This window comes from Streptomyces sp. UNOB3_S3 (assembly GCF_020740895.1).
Lineage (GTDB): Bacteria > Actinomycetota > Actinomycetes > Streptomycetales > Streptomycetaceae > Streptomyces.
Genome location: NZ_JAILXP010000161.1, coordinates 1 through 15,566 on the forward strand (window position 1 = coordinate 1; position 15,566 = coordinate 15,566).

The 15,566-nt window shown below is 68.4% G+C and carries 13 protein-coding genes and 1 pseudogene; 1 reads left to right on the plus strand and 13 read right to left on the minus strand.

Going from position 1 to position 15,566, the window contains the following annotated elements; all coding sequences use genetic code 11:
• Positions 1–290: 290 nt before the first annotated feature.
• Positions 291–1,394, minus strand: coding sequence for a hypothetical protein (locus tag K6I33_RS18710; RefSeq protein WP_229353836.1), 1,104 nt, complete (start codon positions 1,392–1,394; stop codon positions 291–293).
• Between the two features lie 34 nt (positions 1,395–1,428).
• Here K6I33_RS18710 and K6I33_RS36045 point away from each other — a divergent pair, with 34 nt between their 5' ends.
• Positions 1,429–1,551, plus strand: coding sequence for a hypothetical protein (locus K6I33_RS36045; RefSeq protein ID WP_275126726.1), 123 nt, complete (start codon positions 1,429–1,431; stop codon positions 1,549–1,551).
• On the opposite strand, the gene K6I33_RS18715 is transcribed toward K6I33_RS36045, so the two are convergent.
• From K6I33_RS18715 to K6I33_RS18765, 12 genes and pseudogenes are all read right to left on the minus strand, one after another.
• On the minus strand, positions 1,544–2,161 hold the full coding sequence (locus K6I33_RS18715) for an RICIN domain-containing protein (protein WP_229353838.1): 618 nt from the start codon (positions 2,159–2,161) through the stop codon (positions 1,544–1,546). The two genes, K6I33_RS36045 and K6I33_RS18715, sit on opposite strands and share 8 nt — an antisense overlap.
• Positions 2,162–2,199: 38 nt before the next feature.
• On the minus strand, positions 2,200–2,751 hold the full coding sequence (locus tag K6I33_RS18720; protein WP_229353840.1) for an RICIN domain-containing protein: 552 nt from the start codon (positions 2,749–2,751) through the stop codon (positions 2,200–2,202).
• A gap of 45 nt (positions 2,752–2,796) precedes the next feature.
• The gene (locus K6I33_RS18725; protein WP_229353847.1) at positions 2,797–4,374 is read right to left on the minus strand and encodes an AbfB domain-containing protein; all 1,578 of its coding nucleotides are present in this window, start codon (positions 4,372–4,374) and stop codon (positions 2,797–2,799) included.
• Between the two features lie 188 nt (positions 4,375–4,562).
• Positions 4,563–4,795 (minus strand): annotated as a pseudogene (locus K6I33_RS36620) (CorA family divalent cation transporter); the annotation flags it as partial.
• A gap of 610 nt (positions 4,796–5,405) precedes the next feature.
• A complete protein-coding gene (locus K6I33_RS18730) occupies positions 5,406–8,207 on the minus strand; it encodes an ATP-dependent DNA helicase (RefSeq protein ID WP_229353849.1) in 2,802 nt (933 codons plus the stop codon).
• Positions 8,208–8,530: 323 nt separating this feature from the next.
• Entirely contained in the window at positions 8,531–8,965 is a 435-nt protein-coding gene (locus K6I33_RS18735) for an NUDIX domain-containing protein (RefSeq protein WP_229353853.1), read from the minus strand.
• A gap of 103 nt (positions 8,966–9,068) precedes the next feature.
• The gene (locus K6I33_RS18740; protein WP_229353855.1) at positions 9,069–9,398 is read right to left on the minus strand and encodes a MazG-like family protein; all 330 of its coding nucleotides are present in this window, start codon (positions 9,396–9,398) and stop codon (positions 9,069–9,071) included.
• A gap of 54 nt (positions 9,399–9,452) precedes the next feature.
• Entirely contained in the window at positions 9,453–10,775 is a 1,323-nt protein-coding gene (locus K6I33_RS18745; RefSeq protein WP_229353857.1) for a UDP-glucose/GDP-mannose dehydrogenase family protein, read from the minus strand.
• A 104-nt stretch (positions 10,776–10,879) separates the two neighbouring features.
• On the minus strand, positions 10,880–12,112 hold the full coding sequence (locus tag K6I33_RS18750) for a hypothetical protein (RefSeq protein ID WP_229353859.1): 1,233 nt from the start codon (positions 12,110–12,112) through the stop codon (positions 10,880–10,882).
• A 469-nt stretch (positions 12,113–12,581) separates the two neighbouring features.
• Entirely contained in the window at positions 12,582–13,022 is a 441-nt protein-coding gene (locus tag K6I33_RS18755) for a hypothetical protein (protein ID WP_229353860.1), read from the minus strand.
• A 57-nt stretch (positions 13,023–13,079) separates the two neighbouring features.
• Positions 13,080–14,309, minus strand: a complete 1,230-nt coding sequence (locus tag K6I33_RS18760; RefSeq protein WP_229353861.1) for a helix-turn-helix domain-containing protein — start codon at positions 14,307–14,309, stop codon at positions 13,080–13,082.
• 174 nt (positions 14,310–14,483) lie between these two features.
• Positions 14,484–15,566, minus strand: a 1,083-nt coding sequence (locus K6I33_RS18765) for a magnesium and cobalt transport protein CorA (protein ID WP_229353862.1), incomplete at its 5' end; no start/stop codon positions are given.

Below are 15,566 nucleotides of genomic sequence, written 5' to 3' on the forward strand. Positions count from 1 at the left end.
TCGCCGACGTGGCCGCCGTCGCCTCGCCCGTCGTACCACCCAATATCGCTACGACAACGGCCGTCGAAACAGCCCCTCGTAGCCGTCCGGCCCTCGGCCGGAATCTACCCATCACGGGAAGAACCCCCCATAGAAAAGAAACAGAAATGTCCCCGGTCCCGCGCACGCGGGCAGGGCGGATCCGCCGATACGAACCGGATCCGAAAGAAACCGCCGAAGCGGTCAGGAAAGTCCGGCCGGCGGGTCAGGCCGACCGGAACGCGTAAAACGCGTAAAACGCATAAGGGGTGTCAGCCCTTGACGCGGGCCTCGCCGTTCCGGGCCTTGTCGAACATGTCCTGCCAGAACGTGGCCGACTTGAGCGCGTCCGCCTGCTCCTGGGACCAGTTCCCCTGGTTGGTCCCGGCCGACTTGCCGATGTTCTTCCAGAGCTCGTCGGAGCTCTCCTGGGCGGCCTTGGCGATGTTCTGCCAGTTCTCCGCCTGCGCCGCCGCGGCCTCCCGCTCGGCCAGCCACGCCTTGCGCGCGGCCTCGGAGTGCTCGGCCACGGCCTTCCAGGCCCGCTCGGCCTCGGCGCGGGCCTTCGCCGCGTCCGCCGAACCCTTCACGGCCTTCTCCGCCACGTCGGCGTCCTCGACCAGCCGCGCCAGGGTGGCGAGCCGGACCTTCTCCGCGTCCGCGATCCGCGTCGCGAAGGCCTCGAAGTCCAGGGTCGCGCCGCTCGCCCAGCCGTAGCCGAAGAACTCCGCGACATCCGCGTCCGTGGCACCCGGGCGCAGCGCCCACTGGGCCGCCACCCGCACCTGCTCGCCCGGGTCGTGCCCGGCGACCGACGACACGAAGTCACGGTCCTTCGCGGCCACTTCCAGCTTGTGCTTGGTGTCCGCCTCCCGCACCGCCCGGTCACGCTTCTGCGCCTCCGCGTACCCGGTCCTCACGAACGCCGCCTGGTCGGCGGCCGTACCCTTCAGCGCGCGCTCGGCCGCCGCCCGCGCTTCCGGGGAGAACTCCACGGAGTGCGTACGCACCACCCGCTCGCAGAACTGCCTGTTCCGCGCGCGGCCGTCCCATGCCCGCCGCCGGGCGGCGTCGAAACCGCCGCCGGGCGCCAGCCACTCGGCGATCGCCTCGTCCCCACGGGTGCTGCGCAGCGCGTTCCACGCCGAGGTCCGCACCTCGGCCGCCGGATTCGTCTTCGCCACCTTGAGCACGTAGTCACGCGCCTCCTGGGCGGCCGCGGCCTTCGCGGCGGCGGCCTCGTCGGCCGGCTGTCCGGCCGGGTCCGCCACCACGGCCGGAGCGTCCGCCCACGCCGGTGCCACCCCCGCCACGGCGACCCCACCGGTCAGCACACAGACCGTCAACGCCTGCGCGACCCACCACTGACGACTCACTTTTCCCCCTCAAGAACGTGTAGCTCGCAAGAACGTGCAGCTCATTGCGGTCGTCCATGCCGTCCATACGGAGAGGGACAGCGCCCTGGTCAAGACGCTGTCCCTCCGCGCGGTCTACCTGCCGCGCATACACGGCACCGACCGCGAGGTCACTTGACCGGCGTGATCTTCCACAGCTGGGCGTCGGTCTGGTTGCAGTACCACTGCTGGGCCTTGACGTTGTTGTCCTTGCCGGCCCCGGGGATGTCCAGGCAACGGTCCTGGACGTGCTGGGGGCGCAGCTGGAAGAGCTTCTTCTCGTGGTCGACCAGGACGGCCTGCCAGCGGGTGTTCGCGCCGCCGTGGCAGTTCCACTGCTGGGCGTCGTCGCCGGCCTTGGTGCCGCTGTTCTCCACCTCGAGGCACTTGCCGCTGGGCACGGACCGCAGCTCGTAGGTGGAGTCGGCGGCGGGGACCATGCGCCACTGCTGGGCGGTGGTGCCGTTGCAGGTGTACTGCTGTGCCTTGACGCCGTTGTCCTTGGCGCCGTTGTTGATTTCCAGGCACTTGCCGCTGGCCGCGACCTGGAGGGTGACGACCGTCTGGGGCTGGTTCGCGCGTGCGGCGGCGGCCTGCGCCGCGTCGGCGGCCGCGCGTGCGGCCTCCGCCGCGCGCTCGGCGGCGCTGATGGCGGTGTCGTCCCCGTCCGCGTACGCGGTGCCGGCGCCGCCGGTCAGGACGACGATGCCGGCACCGATGGCCAGCGCGGCTCGGATGGTCCGTGCCATGGTGGGATCCGTTTCTTCTCGAAGGATGTCGGTGCCGCTCAGGCGGACTTGGCGGGCAGGAGCTTCCAGCGCTGGCCGGCGGTGCTGTTGCAGTACCAGAGCATGATGTTCGCGCCGTCGTCGAGGTTGCCGCCCTGGACGTCCAGGCAGCGGTTCAGCGCGTGGGCGGGGCGCAGCTCGTACGACTCCTTGGCCACGTCGACCATGACCATCCGCCACTGCTGGTGGGGGAGCTGGGCGCACCACCACTGCTGGACGTTGGCACGGATGTCGGTGCCGCTGTTCTCCACTTCGAGGCACTTGCCGCTGTGCTTGGGGCGCAGCTCGAAGGTGGCGTTACCGGTGGGAACCACGTCGAAGAGCTGGTTGTCCAGGCCGTCGGCGCACTTGGCCTGCGTGGCCTCGGCGCCGTTGCGGAGACTGCCCTTGTCGATCGTGAGGCACTTGCCGCTGTGCTCGACCTGGAGCTGTACGGCCGTCGGCGCGGCGGCGCGCGCGGCGGTGCCGTCGGCGGAGGCGGTGCCTGCGCCGCCGGCCAGCGCGGCGACACTGGCACCGATGGCGAGCGTGGCCCGGGTGATCCGAGACATGGGGGATTCCGTTCTTGTCGGGAGTGGACTCGGTACCGAGCGGGGTCAGCGGGCGAGCGGGGTGGAGATCTTCCAGGTGGCGTCCTGGGCGAACTCCTTCTCCGCGTCGTAGCGGTTCTTGCCGCTCTTGTCGGCCGTGTAGAGGTCGCCCCAGAACTGCCGCAGCCAACGCCCCGGCTGGCCGGCGGACTCGAAGGACATGCCGGAGCCGGTCAGGCCCTTGCGGGCGCACCAGGTGGCGTCCTTGCGGAACTGCGTGCTGTTGTCGTCGGCGGACATCCGCACCCGCCGGTCCTTCTGCGCCAGGTAGTAGCCGGGCTTGCGGGCGGACTCGAAGGAGTAGCAGCCGGGCTGGTTGGCCAGCGCCGGGACGACGACCCAGGTGGCGTCCTCGCGGTCGGTCTGCTTGTCCTTGGCGTCGACGGGGGCGATGAAGGCCTCGCCGCCGTCCACGTCGGACTGGCGGATGTGGAAGCCGGCCGGCTTGCCGTTGACGGGCTGGAAGGACTGGCGCTTCGCGCGGTACTGGCTGTCCTCCTTGAGGAACCGGGCGACGTCCTCGTCGCTGCCGGCCAGCGCCTTCTTCGCGACGGCGGCCAGGTACGGGTTCATCCCGGTCTTCTCGGCCGCGGCCTGGATCTGGAGCGCGCGCCTGCGGTTGGCGTCCGCGATCTTCTTCCGGCGGGCCTCGTCGTCGCGCTTGTACGCTTCCTCGGCACCGGTGTGGATGAACTGCTTCCAGTCCGCGGGGCTGGAGCTGAGCACCGCCTTCTGGGCCGCGGCGTAGAGCTCGGTGCCCTGGGCGCCGGACGCGGCGCGCAGCAGCTCGCGGATGAAGTTGTCGTCGCCGAGGGCGAGCACGGCCTCGGACGGCGTGATGCCGAACAGGGCGGCCGCGTTCTTGCGGGCGGCCAGCTCCTTGCGGCGCTCGGCCTCCTCACGGTTCTTCTGCTCGAGCTCCTTGAGCTCGTTGGCCACATCGCGCTGGTGGGCCTCACGGGCACCATTGGCGATGAACTTCGCCCAGTCGTCGGCGTTGCCCGCCAAGGCCTTCGCCGCCGCGTCGCGAACCTCCGGCCCGGAGGCCTCGTGCTTCATCACCGCGCGGATGAAGTTGTCATCGCTGAGCGCGAGCAGGTCCGGGCTGTTCGGGATGCCCACCGCGATCAGCGCCTGGGTCTTGGCCTCACGAGCCGCGCGGTCGGCGTCGGCCTTGTCCTTCTCCCGCTGCTTGTCGAGCGCGTACGCCTCGTGGATGCCGGTGGTGATGAACCGCACGTGGTCCTCGGCGGATTCACTGACCATGGCGTCCTCGGCGGCCAGCCGCACGCTCTGGAGCGTCTCGCCGGCGTCCCGCGCCTTCTGCCACAGCGCGTGGATGAAGTCGTGGTCACTGAGTAGGAGGACGTCCGGCGCCGGGTCCAGCCGGACCACGGCCGCGGCGTCGACGCGCTGCGTGTCGGTGGTCCCGATACCGACGGCCGGGGCCGCGGCGCCGGCGGGCGCCGCGACGGCGATGCCCGGCGCGACCGCACCGGCGACGGCGGCCAGCGCGGTGGTCGCCACGATCCCCCGCTTGAGGAAGTCCCGCGTGCGCGCAGAGCTGGTCTGACTCTTGTGCATTTGTTGTATACCCCCATTGGCGCCTCGTTCGAGTGGCCCGACGAACGGGCGAACGAGAGCGTTGTCTGGGCGCAGTGTTGAAGATCCCTGAATAAGAGTCAAACCGGCCATGCGCTGATATGATCCGGTCGCGATTGGCTTGCCCTTGGGGGCGATTTGGGGCGATGGGGGCTTGACTTTGCGCTGGCTTATGTGTTTGCGCGCCTTGCGGCGCCCGGGGCCCCGGTCAGAGCCAGTCGCGCTTCTTGAAGACGAATCTTGAAGACGAAGTACGGGCTCACACACGCCATCGCCGTCAGCAGGGTCGCGAAGGGGTAGCCGAACGCTCAGGGCGGTTCCGGCATCTGGTCGAGTTCATGCCGTAGAGCGTGCCCACCAGTGTGGGGGCGAACGGAATGGCCGCCCACGAGGAGAGCTTCTTGAAGTCGTCGCCCTCGGGGCGCTGACCTGCGAAGATCGGCTGGAGGGGTGCTCTGGCCTGGGGCGATGGGTGTTTCCGGCTCTTTCGCGGGGCTGCCGGTTTGCGCGGTCGATCCTCCCCAGCCGCTCCCTAACGGGGCTCCGTTCTCCCCAGATTCTCCCCAGCGGGGCCGACCCGTCTTCGGGGAGAAGTCGGCTGAGAGGCGCCTTGGCCTCCGTAGCCGCCGTGAGCGGGGCAGCCGGGCATGAGGATGATCTCTGTGTAGTCGTCGTGAGGGTGCACTCGATGTACGCGCCCTCGATGACCTGGTCCACCCGCGTCCTCGGCAGCTACGGCTGGGTATACCAGCCCACGATTCGGTCGAAGGCAGTCGGCCCGGGTAGCCGACGGTGCCGCCCGCGCCCAACTGAGCCGCCCTCGCGATCCGAACCCGAGACCTATGCATTACGAGTTCGAATCCGATCGCGACAGCTGATGACTCCCACTGCCGCCCGGTATCTGTCCATGCAGGTCAGTGCCGGGCGGCAGCCCCCTTGGGGCCGGACGTGACACCGGTCTGAGGGCGTCCGGGCTCACACGGGGCTCACCCCGTTACACCGGAACTGCCCCGTCAGGGGGATGGCCGGTCGCGACAAACGGCAGCGAAATCGCACGTACTACATGTCTCGCACCACGCGGACTTTCGGGGCAGGTCGTTGATCCGTAGGGCGTTGCCAGCGGCTGCCACCTTGCCCGAGATGTGTGACAGCAGATCGTCGCTGACCTCCTCCCGCTTGCTGCCACTCCCCTCATCAAGGTTGAGAACCTCCACGAGGTCCGCACGTGTCCCGCTCAGCTCCTCATAGCCGACTACGTAAATGTGCAGCTGATCCCTCGTGACGTCCTCAGCCTGAGCCCGTTCAGTCGACTTGAAGTCGACGATGGACACCTCGCCTGTGTCCAACCTCCGAATCAGGTCAATCCGGCCCTTCACGGTGACGCCCGAGGTGACGTGCACCTCGATGGGCTGCTCCGAGTGCTCGGTCAGGGCCAGCCGGGCTCCGTTATCCCTGAGGTACCGGCTCACTGCGCGAGTAGCCGCGGTACGAAGTTGTTCCTTGAGCGGTGCAGGGGCAAACGGGGCGTGAAGGTGCCGATCAACGAGTTCCTCAACCTCGCTACCAGTCGCGATATCTCCCTTGACCGCCCGCTTGTGGACCTCAGCCATGACGTCATGCAGAGACTTGCCGTAGCCGAGCTCCTTCTGCAGCGGCGAGTCAAAGCCGTAGAGGAAACGCAGCTTGAACTGATAGGGGCACTCAAAGAGGTACTTGAGCTCACTGAAGCTGAGTACAACATCCGGTGTCTTGTGCCGCGAGCTCGGCTGGAGCCGGCCAAGTGCGCTGTCGTCGGGACGAACCGGCTCCCTCGTGAGAACGTAGGTGTTGCGCGTCACCTCAGCGAAGAAGAGCGATTCCTTCTTGTAGAGCTTCTTGTCGCTCGGCGAGAAGGTCATAGCCAGGTACTTCTGCGACCGCGTAACCGCCACATAGAACAGACGCCGCTCATCCTCCTCCGTACCCCGGTAACGCGCAGCACCTTGGACGGCAGACTCGGGGATCACGTGGAAGACGTTGAGTCCTCCTTGCCGCTTACCTGGGAACCGGTTCTTCCGCAGGCATGGGATGAAGACAGCTGGCCATTCCATGCCCTTCGACTGGTGCACCGTGGCGATGGTGACAGCGTTGGGACGGGCATAGCCGGCGTCGGCATCGCTCTCCTCGTAGTAGTCAGCTGCCTGGTACTCCAGCCACTTCGCGAAAGTAGCAAACCGGTCAGGCGGGTTGCTGAGGAAGTGGATGCGCTCGTAGTCACCAATCGCTGTGCTGAACCTGCCGAGGTTGTAGAACACGAGCTCTCCCCGCTCGGGGCCCACGGACTCGGCAATGCCCTCCTCTCGCAGGCCGAGCTCTTCGAGGAACCGAAGGTATACGCCCTGGATCGTGAAGGAGTCCCAGGGCATGTCCGGCGTCCAGGTACGTGCCTCATCGAGTACGGAGATGCCCCGCTGGATGTCATCCGGCGTGAAACCAAGCTGAGAGTCCAGCCAGGCATTCACGACCTCCTCCCGCTGCACCTCCCCAGTGACGTAGGAGAAGGAGGACTGAGCTGCCTTGATCTCCGGGGTCTCAAAGAGTCGACTGAGCCCCTTGATCACGTAGGGAATGCCACGCCGCCGAAGTTCCGCAACAAGCGGGCCAGCGTCGCCAGAGACACTACGGAAGAGAACTGCGAAGTCCGACCAATCCAGACCTCGCGCCTCGCCGCCAGGCCGGTCGACAAAGGGCAGCCCGCGCATCCACTGCATCCGGTTACAGATCCACTCAGCCTCGTCGGAGTCCGAGTCGAAAGTCAGAGCGAGGAGATCGCCACGCTCGTACTCTTGATGCCCGGAGGCAACCATGCTCTTCTGGAGACGCTCTCCGCTCGGGATCCCCTCAGCAATCGTCCGGCCGAGATCCACGATGGCTCGACTGGAGCGGTAGTTGTCGTTAAGGGTGACCGTCTCGACGTCCTTGTACCTGTCTGCGAAGGTAAGGATGTTCGCAACGGCACTGCCTCGCCACTGGTAGATCGTCTGATCGTCGTCCCCGACAACGCAGAGGTTTGCGCCAAACTGCGTTAGCCCGCGGATCAGCTGCTCCTGGACGGGGTTCGTGTCCTGGTACTCGTCCACGACGACGTAACGGACTGTGTCCCGGACGTGGTTGCGGAGGCTGATGACCGGATCCGGGCCTGTCGCGCCCGCGTCACCCGCAGGGTCGAGAAGGTCGGCAGCCTGCCGCAGAATCTCGCTGTAGTCGAAGTAATGATGGCGCTTGAGCAACTTCCTGTAGCTGGTCAGCCCCTCTCGAGTGTCGTCGTACAGCTGGCTCACATCGACTTCGTCTTCACGGAGGAGGCTCAGAACTTGCTGGTAGAGCCGCGACTCTGTGTAACGCCGGAGCTCTCGGGGCGGCTTGCCTGCCACGCGGACGAGGGTGTCGGTGAGGCCGCTGTTACGACTGTTCCGATCGATGAGCACACGGGCCTGCACATCACTGAGCACCGAAAACTTGAACGCTTCCGGAGCGTGAGAGTGGAGCAAGTCCAGCGCGTATCCGTGCATCGTTCCGACGAAGAGCTCGGCAAGTCCGTGGACCTCGCCGAGCTCTTCCCGAACACGCGCGTTGATCCGCTCCTTCAGCTCGCTGGCGGCCTTATCAGTGAAGGTGAAGGCCACGATGTTCCGCGGGTGCACGCCAGGCTCCTTCAGCAGCTCCACAATCCGGCGGGAGATCACCTCAGTCTTGCCCGAACCCGCACACGCGACGATGAGGAGGTCGCGTTGGGTGGTACCGATTGCAGCAAGCTGAGCTGTCGTCAGTTTCAATGCACAGGCTCCTTGTTGATCAACAAGCTGCCGACGAAGGGCCATCCTTCATCGCGCCTTCTGGTGTAGCAGGAGCCACTGACAACGGTGGTCGGCTTAACGGTTCTCCCAGCTCAGAGGCCGCTATCTGGTAGGCGGTGACAAGCCGGAGGCCGGTGGCCCCACAGGCAGGGCCGCGGTAGGCATCGAGGGCGATATCAGCGAAGGGCTTCGAGTTCACTGTCACTCGTGTCGGGGCGGTTCATGTCATGCCGCCTGGTGGCTTTATGTGCAGGTCAGCGCCGAGGTTCGCACCACGATGGCCCGCCCGAAGGCGTCCGGGCTCACACATCTTGGTGGAGAGCGATCGCCTCTCGGCACCACGGGGGTACGCGGAGTCGTGGGAGCACCGAGGCCGGGAACCAGTGGAGCATGATGCCTTCGGTGAGGGGGAGGGCGTGGGCGTCACCGTCCCAGTGGCCGGTGTAGATGGCGATCGGACCCTTGCCGAGATGTTCGGCGTTCCTCTGCTGGACGGTGGTGAACTCCTCGAGCGGGATGGTGAGTCCGGTCTCCTCCGCTACCTCGCGTGTGACGGTGTCGGCCAGCGATTCGCCCGGTTCGGGGCGTCCGCCGACAGGAGTCCAGTAGCCGGGCCAGCAGATGCCTTCGATGTCGTCGCGGAGGTGGAGCAGGTATTCGCCCTGGCTGTTTGTGATCAGCGCGGATACTCCAGTACCGGACTTGATCGCTTCTGCTTCGAGCTCGGAGTCGGTCATCCCGCCATCGTCCACCCTGCGGGTGGGGGTGGCGCGGCTGCGACACGAGTCGGCGGTCGCGTCCCGAGGGGGCACGACCGCCGGCGTGGGGAGGAGGGGGCGGTCAGGCGGCAGCAGTCGCTTCGCGGCCCCTGCGGGTACGGCGGTGGAAGATCTCCTCGAAAGTCGCGCGGGCGCCTTGGGGGTCGATGTAGTGCATGGCCAGCAGGGCGGCGATGACGGCGCCGACGAGGTCGTTCTGGACCTCGGACCAGCTGTGGGCGTTGCCGCAGGTGGTCAGGCCCTTCAGACCGTGGAGGGCGTGCATGGCCTCGCCGGCTTCCTCGGCGACCTTGCCCACCTGGAGGGCCTTGAGTTCCTCGTCGGGGAGGTGTTCACCGGCCTTGCGGCAGACAGCGGAGAGCTTGGTGATGTTGTCCCACAGATCGTCCATGACGGATCTCCCATCCGTGTGCCCCGACCCCGGGGTGGGGCCGGGCCTGGGGTCCTACGGTTGTGCGGGTCGGCCGAGCTGGCGCACGGTCCATCCGGCTGTGCGCCAGGTGTCGGCGTTCAGGAGGTTGCGGAGGTCCACGAGGACCGGTTGCTCGACCAGGGCGGACAGTGCCTTGGGGTCGGCGTCGCGGAACTGGGGCCACTCGGTGGCCAGGACGATCAGGTCCGCGCCCTTGACCGACTCTTCCAAGTCTTCCGCGTAGTCGAGTTCGGGGTGGCGTACGAGTGCGGTGGGCACGGCGTGGGGGTCGTGGACCGTGACGGTCGCGCCGCGCTGGTGCATGAGGGCGGCGACGGCGAGGGCGGGGGACTCGCGCACGTCGTCGGTGCCGGCCTTGAAGGAGGCGCCCCACACGGTGACGCGGGCCCCTGTCACTGGTCGGCCGAGGGTTTGCTCGATGAGGGCGAGGGCGGCGGTGGGGCGGGATTCGTTGACCTGCTCGGCGGCTCGCAGCAGGGTTGCCGCGTCGAGGGCGCCGAGGCTCTGGGCGGAGGCGGTGAACGCGCGTACGTCCTTGGGTAGGCAGCCTCCGCCGTAGCCGGGTCCGGCGTTCAGACCGCCGCGGCCGATGCGTGGGTCGAGGCCGATGGCCTCCGTGAGCTGATGGACGTCGGCGCCGGCGGCGGCACACATGTCTGCGACGCCGTTGATGAAGGAGATCTTCATGCCGAGATAGGCGTTGGCAGCGCCCTTGATCAGTTCGGCGGTGGCGGGGTCGGTGACGAACAGAGGGATCTGGTTGTGCAGTAGCGGGGCGTAGACCTCGCGGACGACGTCCTCGGCGTGTGGGGAGGGGACGCCTGCGACGATGCGGTCGGGGCGGAGGGTGTCCTCGATGGCGTGGCCTTCACGGAGGAACTCCGGGTTCCAGACGACCTCGACGTCGGTGCCCGCGGGGGCGAGGCGGGCGAGGAGGGCGGCCAGGTCGCGGGTGGTGCCGACGGTGACCGTGGACTTCCCGATGATCACGCATGGGCGGGTCAGGTGCGGGGCGAGCGCGCGGGCCGCGCCGAAGACCTGGCCGGTGTCGTAGCTGCGGCCGTCAGCGTCGATCGGAGTGCCGACGGCGAGGAAGTGGACGTCGGCGAAAGCTGCGGCCTCGGCCAGGTCGGTGGTGAAGCGCAGACGGCCGGTGGCGGTGTGGGTGGCCAGCAGGTCCGGCAGGCCCTCTTCGTAGAAGGGGCATTCGCCGGCGTTGAGCCGGTTGACCTTCGTCTGGTCGAGGTCCACGCCGATGACCTCGTGGCCGATCTCGGCCATCGCCGCGGCGTGCGGGATGCCCAGGTGGCCGCAGCCGATGACGGATACGCGCATGGTGCCGGCGCTCCTTTCCCTGTCTCGCCTGCCCGGTGGTCCGGGCCGGTCAGGGGCGACACGCTAGCGCCGCTGTCCGGCCCGGACCTGATCGTGCAGGTAGGTCAGTTGGTGGACTTGGCGAGGAGGTTGACGAGTTCCCGCAGGCCCTCCGCTGCCGGCTTCCGGCAGACCAGGTCGTCGTCCTGGGGACCTTCCAGCGGGTAAGGCTTGAACTGGCCGTCGTGCCAGAAGCCCTCGGGGTCGAGGTAGACGACCTTCAAGCCGCGCTCGCGGGCGCGGGCCTGGACCTTGCGCCGGTCGGCGTGCAGACCGACGACGAGCAGGGCCTTCGCGCCGTCCACCCACTCGACGTCCGGTACGGCCTGGTCGTAGCGGCGCATGAAGCACTCCTCCAGGCCGGCGCGGGCTGCCAGCACGTCGAAGTTATTGGTGATCACGGGCCCGACCAGGTGTCCGGCGTCGTGGAGTTCCTTCAGTGCGTGCATGGCGGGCGTCGGCTCGGCCAGGAAGCACGCCTTGAACATCTCGGTGAACTCGGCCGTCTTCTCCTCCGGCTCGGTGAGCACTTCGTGCAGAAGCGGGTCGGAGGTGGGGGAGAGGGTGAAGCGGTGTTCGTGCGGGTCGTCGCCCTGGCGGTCGGTGACGCGGTAGATCTCGTGGAGGCGGTGCAGGGGCGGGATGCCGGCCTCCACAGAGGTGCCGCAGCCGATCTCGACCTGGAAGGGCAGGTGATCGGAGAGGACGGACAGGTCCGGGACGAGGGTGGGCGTGCCGCGCTGGTCCTTGATCCGGATGCCGGAGGCCAGCACGTCCCAGGGCCGTTGCCGCACAGCCGGTGGCGGGGCGTACTGGGCGGAGGTGATCTGGACGTCGAGGCTGCGGTAGTTCTGCGGGAGCTTGCGGCGGGCCACGGCGTCCTGGGGGTGCAGCGCGAACTGCGTGATCTTGCACTTGAGTTCCCGGCGCATCCACAGCGCTCCGCCGGGAGCGCGCTTCCATCCACCGACCGCGAGCGCGGCCCTCAGCGCGTCCTCGTGGGCGGTGATCTCGCTGGCGGGCGCGGTCACGGAGTGGTACAGATACAGGTCGGTCAGGCCGATCGCAGGGGCGGCCGTGGTCGGCACCAGGCCGTACCGGTAGCGGTAGTGGACGATGCGGCGACGGGCGTCGTCGCCTCCGCTCCAGCTCGACTGACCGGCGGTGGCCTCCTCCTGGGTGCGACGCCAGATGCCCTCCTCGATGTAACGGGGACGGTCGGCGTCGCCGAAATAGGTGTTCCACACCTGCTGCTGCGACGGGGTGAGCTGGTCGACGACGATGTACGGGATCTCCATGGGTCCCCTCCCTGGTGATGGTCCGCCCACATAGATGGGTGGCCGATCGGATGCCGTACGACATGTGTCAGGTCGAGCGCCGTTCCGCCCGGCGGAGCCGAGCCGCTGGCTTCCGCCGGGCGGAACGGGTTGTGCTGCGGGGCAGCCCGTCGTAGCTCGGGCGGCCCCTCACCGCACCTCGTCCAGGGCGGTGTCCGGTGCTCCGGCCCCCGGGGGCAGGGCTCAGGCCGGGGGCCGGAGCGGTCTAGGGGTCCGGCTCGGCGATGTCCGGCATGGAGACGGCCGTGGGTCGCTCAGTAGAGAGGAGATCGGCAGCCTGGAGAGAGGAGATCGGCAGCCTGGCCGCGCAGAACCCACGCGGGCCCGGCGAGGCCGAGCAAGGCCAGGACAGTCAGGGCTATGCCGCCGGAGTCGCGGTGGGTCGCGCTGCTCGGACCGTGCTCCGGCGCGCGGTGCCGTCCCTGGGGCATCACGGCGCCCCGCCGCAGGAGCGCTCGTGGTCGGCGAGCATGCGTCCGGTCTGGGCGTGCAGGCGCTCAAGGTCGGCTGGCGTGAGGATCAGCGCGGCCTCGCTGCGGCCGCCATCTTCGTGATGCACGAGGATGGCCACCGCGCCCTGCTTGGCACGAGGGTCGTAGACCGCGTCGGTGACGAGCAGGGTCGCGTGCGTCGGCCTGGCGGGCACCGGCTCCAACGTGCTGGCATCGGCCGGCGCGGACCATGCCGGACCACCGCCCGGTGGGCGCAGGTGGTACGTCGCGGCGCCTTCGCCGGGGAGGGTGACGACGACGCCGACGCGGCCGCCCTTGGCGGTGTCGGCGGCGAGGTCGCCGAGCTGAGGAAAGAACGGGGCCGTTGTGCCTAACTCGGCCCCCTGCGAAGGCAGATGGGGAGTTGGTCGTCCGCTCATGCCCCCTGACGCTAGGAACTGGTCAGGGGGCGAATATGAGCCCGAGGAATACGACCCCTATCCGTCCAGGTGGAAGCGGTCGGACATGTGCCGCAACTTCTCCCGTGTCGCCGCTCGTTCGGCGTAGACGATGCTGCGAAGGGTGGAGCGGGCGATGGGGTGGTTACGGATGAGCTGGGGTGCGATCCGCTCCGCCCTCTCCAGTTCGCCCAGCGCCTTGTCGCGGCGCCCATCCCATAGCCATGCCCGCGCAAGATCCATGTGGTGGTGCCCTTGACGTGAGTTGGGCATGGAAGCGACCAGCTCCGGGCTGGTGCGATGGTTTATCGCCAGGGCCTTTCGCTGCTGACCCATCTCCAGAGCCACGCTGATGGCGTGGATCTGGACGTTGCCGGGCGAGAACGTCAGCGAGTGCCGGTCGTACACCGGAGGCCCGGTGTACTCGCCCATGCGGTCGGCCGCCGTCCTGGCGAGAATGATGCGGTCTTCCGCCTCCGCTGCCCGGCCGCCTCGCGCTGCGGAGACCGCAGCGCGGAGCTGGAGCGTGCCCCATGCCCGCAGGGCCAACGGCTCGCCGCGCTCGTAGTCCTGCTGGAGAGTGCTGATGGCCTTGTCGGACAGGACGATGGCGTCTTCCCAGTCCGCGCTCGCCCACATGTCCCAGACCCGCATCCAGTCGGCGACCGCGGGCATGACCGGGTCGCCGGACAGCCGTGCGGACCAGGCGGCCCGCTCGCAGGCCATGGCGACCAGTTCGGGGTGGCCCAGAGCGTGGGCGGCGGTGTGCGCGAACTTGCAGCACACCGCGTAGATCGCGTAAGCCTCCTCCCGCTCGTGGCCGGTGGTCACCTCGGCGAGGGCGCGTGACTCGCGGAGCAGGTCCGGCAGGACGCGCAGGATGGACACGTTCGCGGCGGCGTCCCGCAGTCGGTGCAGCCGCGTCATCTCCCGCCACAGCTTCGCCGCCGGACGCGGGATGCCGTCGAACACGGGCACGAGGTCGTAGCGACGCAGCTCCCGCAGGATCGATGACGCGGCAACCTGCCACTGGTTCTCATTGGGGGAGCTGGTGTACGGGCGGCCGATCAGATCGTTGGGGTGGACGTGCAACTCGGCCGCCAGCAGGTTCAGGACGCCGACCCTGTCCAGTTCGATCAGGCCGCGCTCCATCTTCGAGACCCAGCCCTGCGACTTGCCCAGGGCGGTGGCAAGGTCGGCCTGCGGCATGCCCAGGCGGAGGCGGGCACGACGGGCTCGGCGACCGATCTCCTCGGCTTCCTCCAGCATCAGTGCGCCCCCGGCTTGTTGATGGGCCGGCTTGGCTCAGGCGTTCGGCAGGGCATGGTGCCTCCGTCCGTTCAGATGTCTCTATCGGAACGGTACCTATGCCAGCGCATTCCTCGCTGATGGCCTCGTTTCCGCGAGGGGTCGCGCTGTCGCGGTCGTGCAGGCAGCGTGCCGCTACAGCCAGTCCCGCCGCTTGAAGATGAAGTACAGGCTCGTGCACACCGCTGCCATCAGCAGAATCGCGAACGGGTACCCGCCCGCCCAGTGCAGCTCCGGCATGTTGTCGAAGTTCATGCCGTAGATGGTGCCCACGAGCGTGGGGGCGAACAGAATGGCCGCCCACGACGAGATCTTCTTGATCTCCTCGTTCTGCTCGAAGCCCGCCTCCGCCAGGGCGCGCATTTCCGCGTTCTGTTGCTGGGTGACGAGGGTGGCGTTGACCTGGAGGATGTCGGTGAGGGCGGAGCGGAAGCCGTCTACGCGCTCGCTGGTGTGGGTGACGTGGTCGGCGACGTCGCGGAGGTAGCGCTGGAGCTCGTCGTCCGTGCCGTACTTGGCGAAGCCCGCCATCAGGCCGTGCAGCATGCCGACCAGGGGGCGGGTGGCGCGCTGGAACTCCACCATTTCGCGGGCGAGTTCGTAGATGCGGCGGGAGACGGCCGGGTCGCCGCCGAAGACCTCGGTCTCGATCTCGTCGAGGTCGTTCTGGACGCCCGCGACGACCGGGGCGTAGCCGTCGACGACGGCGTCGAGGATCGCGTAGAGCACGGCCTCCGGGCCGAGGGCGAGGAGCTCAGGGGTGGCCTCCATGCGGTGGCGGACGGCCGGGAGGTCCGGGGCGGCGCCGTGGCGGACGGTGATGACGAAGTCGGGGCCCACGAAGACGTGGAGCTCGCCGAAGTCGACCTCCTCGGGGGCGTCGAGGTAGCGGGCGGCGCGCAGGACGACGAAGAGGGTGTCGCCGTAACGTTCCAGCTTGGGCCGCTGGTGGGCCTCCAGGGCGTCCTCGACGGCGAGCTGGTGGAGGTCGAACTCCCCCGCGAGCGAGAGGAGTTCCTCCTCGGAGGGGCGGTGGAGGCCGATCCAGGCCATGCCGTCGGGCTGCTCACGCAGCCGCCGGTAGGTCTCGGCCAGCGAGGTGGGGGTGGCCACGCGATGGCCGTCGCGGTAGACGGCGGCGTGGACGACGCTCGTGCCGTCGATGGCCCTCCCGTCGGTGGCGCGGTCGGCCGCTGGGCTGGCGGCGGGGTCCGGGGC

Bases quoted from the DNA above. Each gene is read 5' to 3' on its own strand.
- K6I33_RS18740 (WP_229353855.1), bottom strand. From the start codon at position 9,398: ATGGACGATCTGTGGGACAACATCACCAAGCTCTCCGCTGTCTGCCGC.
- K6I33_RS18750 (WP_229353859.1), bottom strand. From the start codon at position 12,112: ATGGAGATCCCGTACATCGTCGTCGACCAGCTCACCCCGTCGCAGCAG.
- K6I33_RS18735 (WP_229353853.1), bottom strand. From the start codon at position 8,965: ATGACCGACTCCGAGCTCGAAGCAGAAGCGATCAAGTCCGGTACTGGA.
- K6I33_RS18745 (WP_229353857.1), bottom strand. From the start codon at position 10,775: ATGCGCGTATCCGTCATCGGCTGCGGCCACCTGGGCATCCCGCACGCC.
- K6I33_RS18755 (WP_229353860.1), bottom strand. From the start codon at position 13,022: ATGAGCGGACGACCAACTCCCCATCTGCCTTCGCAGGGGGCCGAGTTA.
- K6I33_RS18760 (WP_229353861.1), bottom strand. From the start codon at position 14,309: ATGCTGGAGGAAGCCGAGGAGATCGGTCGCCGAGCCCGTCGTGCCCGC.
- K6I33_RS18715 (WP_229353838.1), bottom strand. From the start codon at position 2,161: ATGGCACGGACCATCCGAGCCGCGCTGGCCATCGGTGCCGGCATCGTC.
- K6I33_RS18720 (WP_229353840.1), bottom strand. From the start codon at position 2,751: ATGTCTCGGATCACCCGGGCCACGCTCGCCATCGGTGCCAGTGTCGCC.
- K6I33_RS18725 (WP_229353847.1), bottom strand. From the start codon at position 4,374: ATGCACAAGAGTCAGACCAGCTCTGCGCGCACGCGGGACTTCCTCAAG.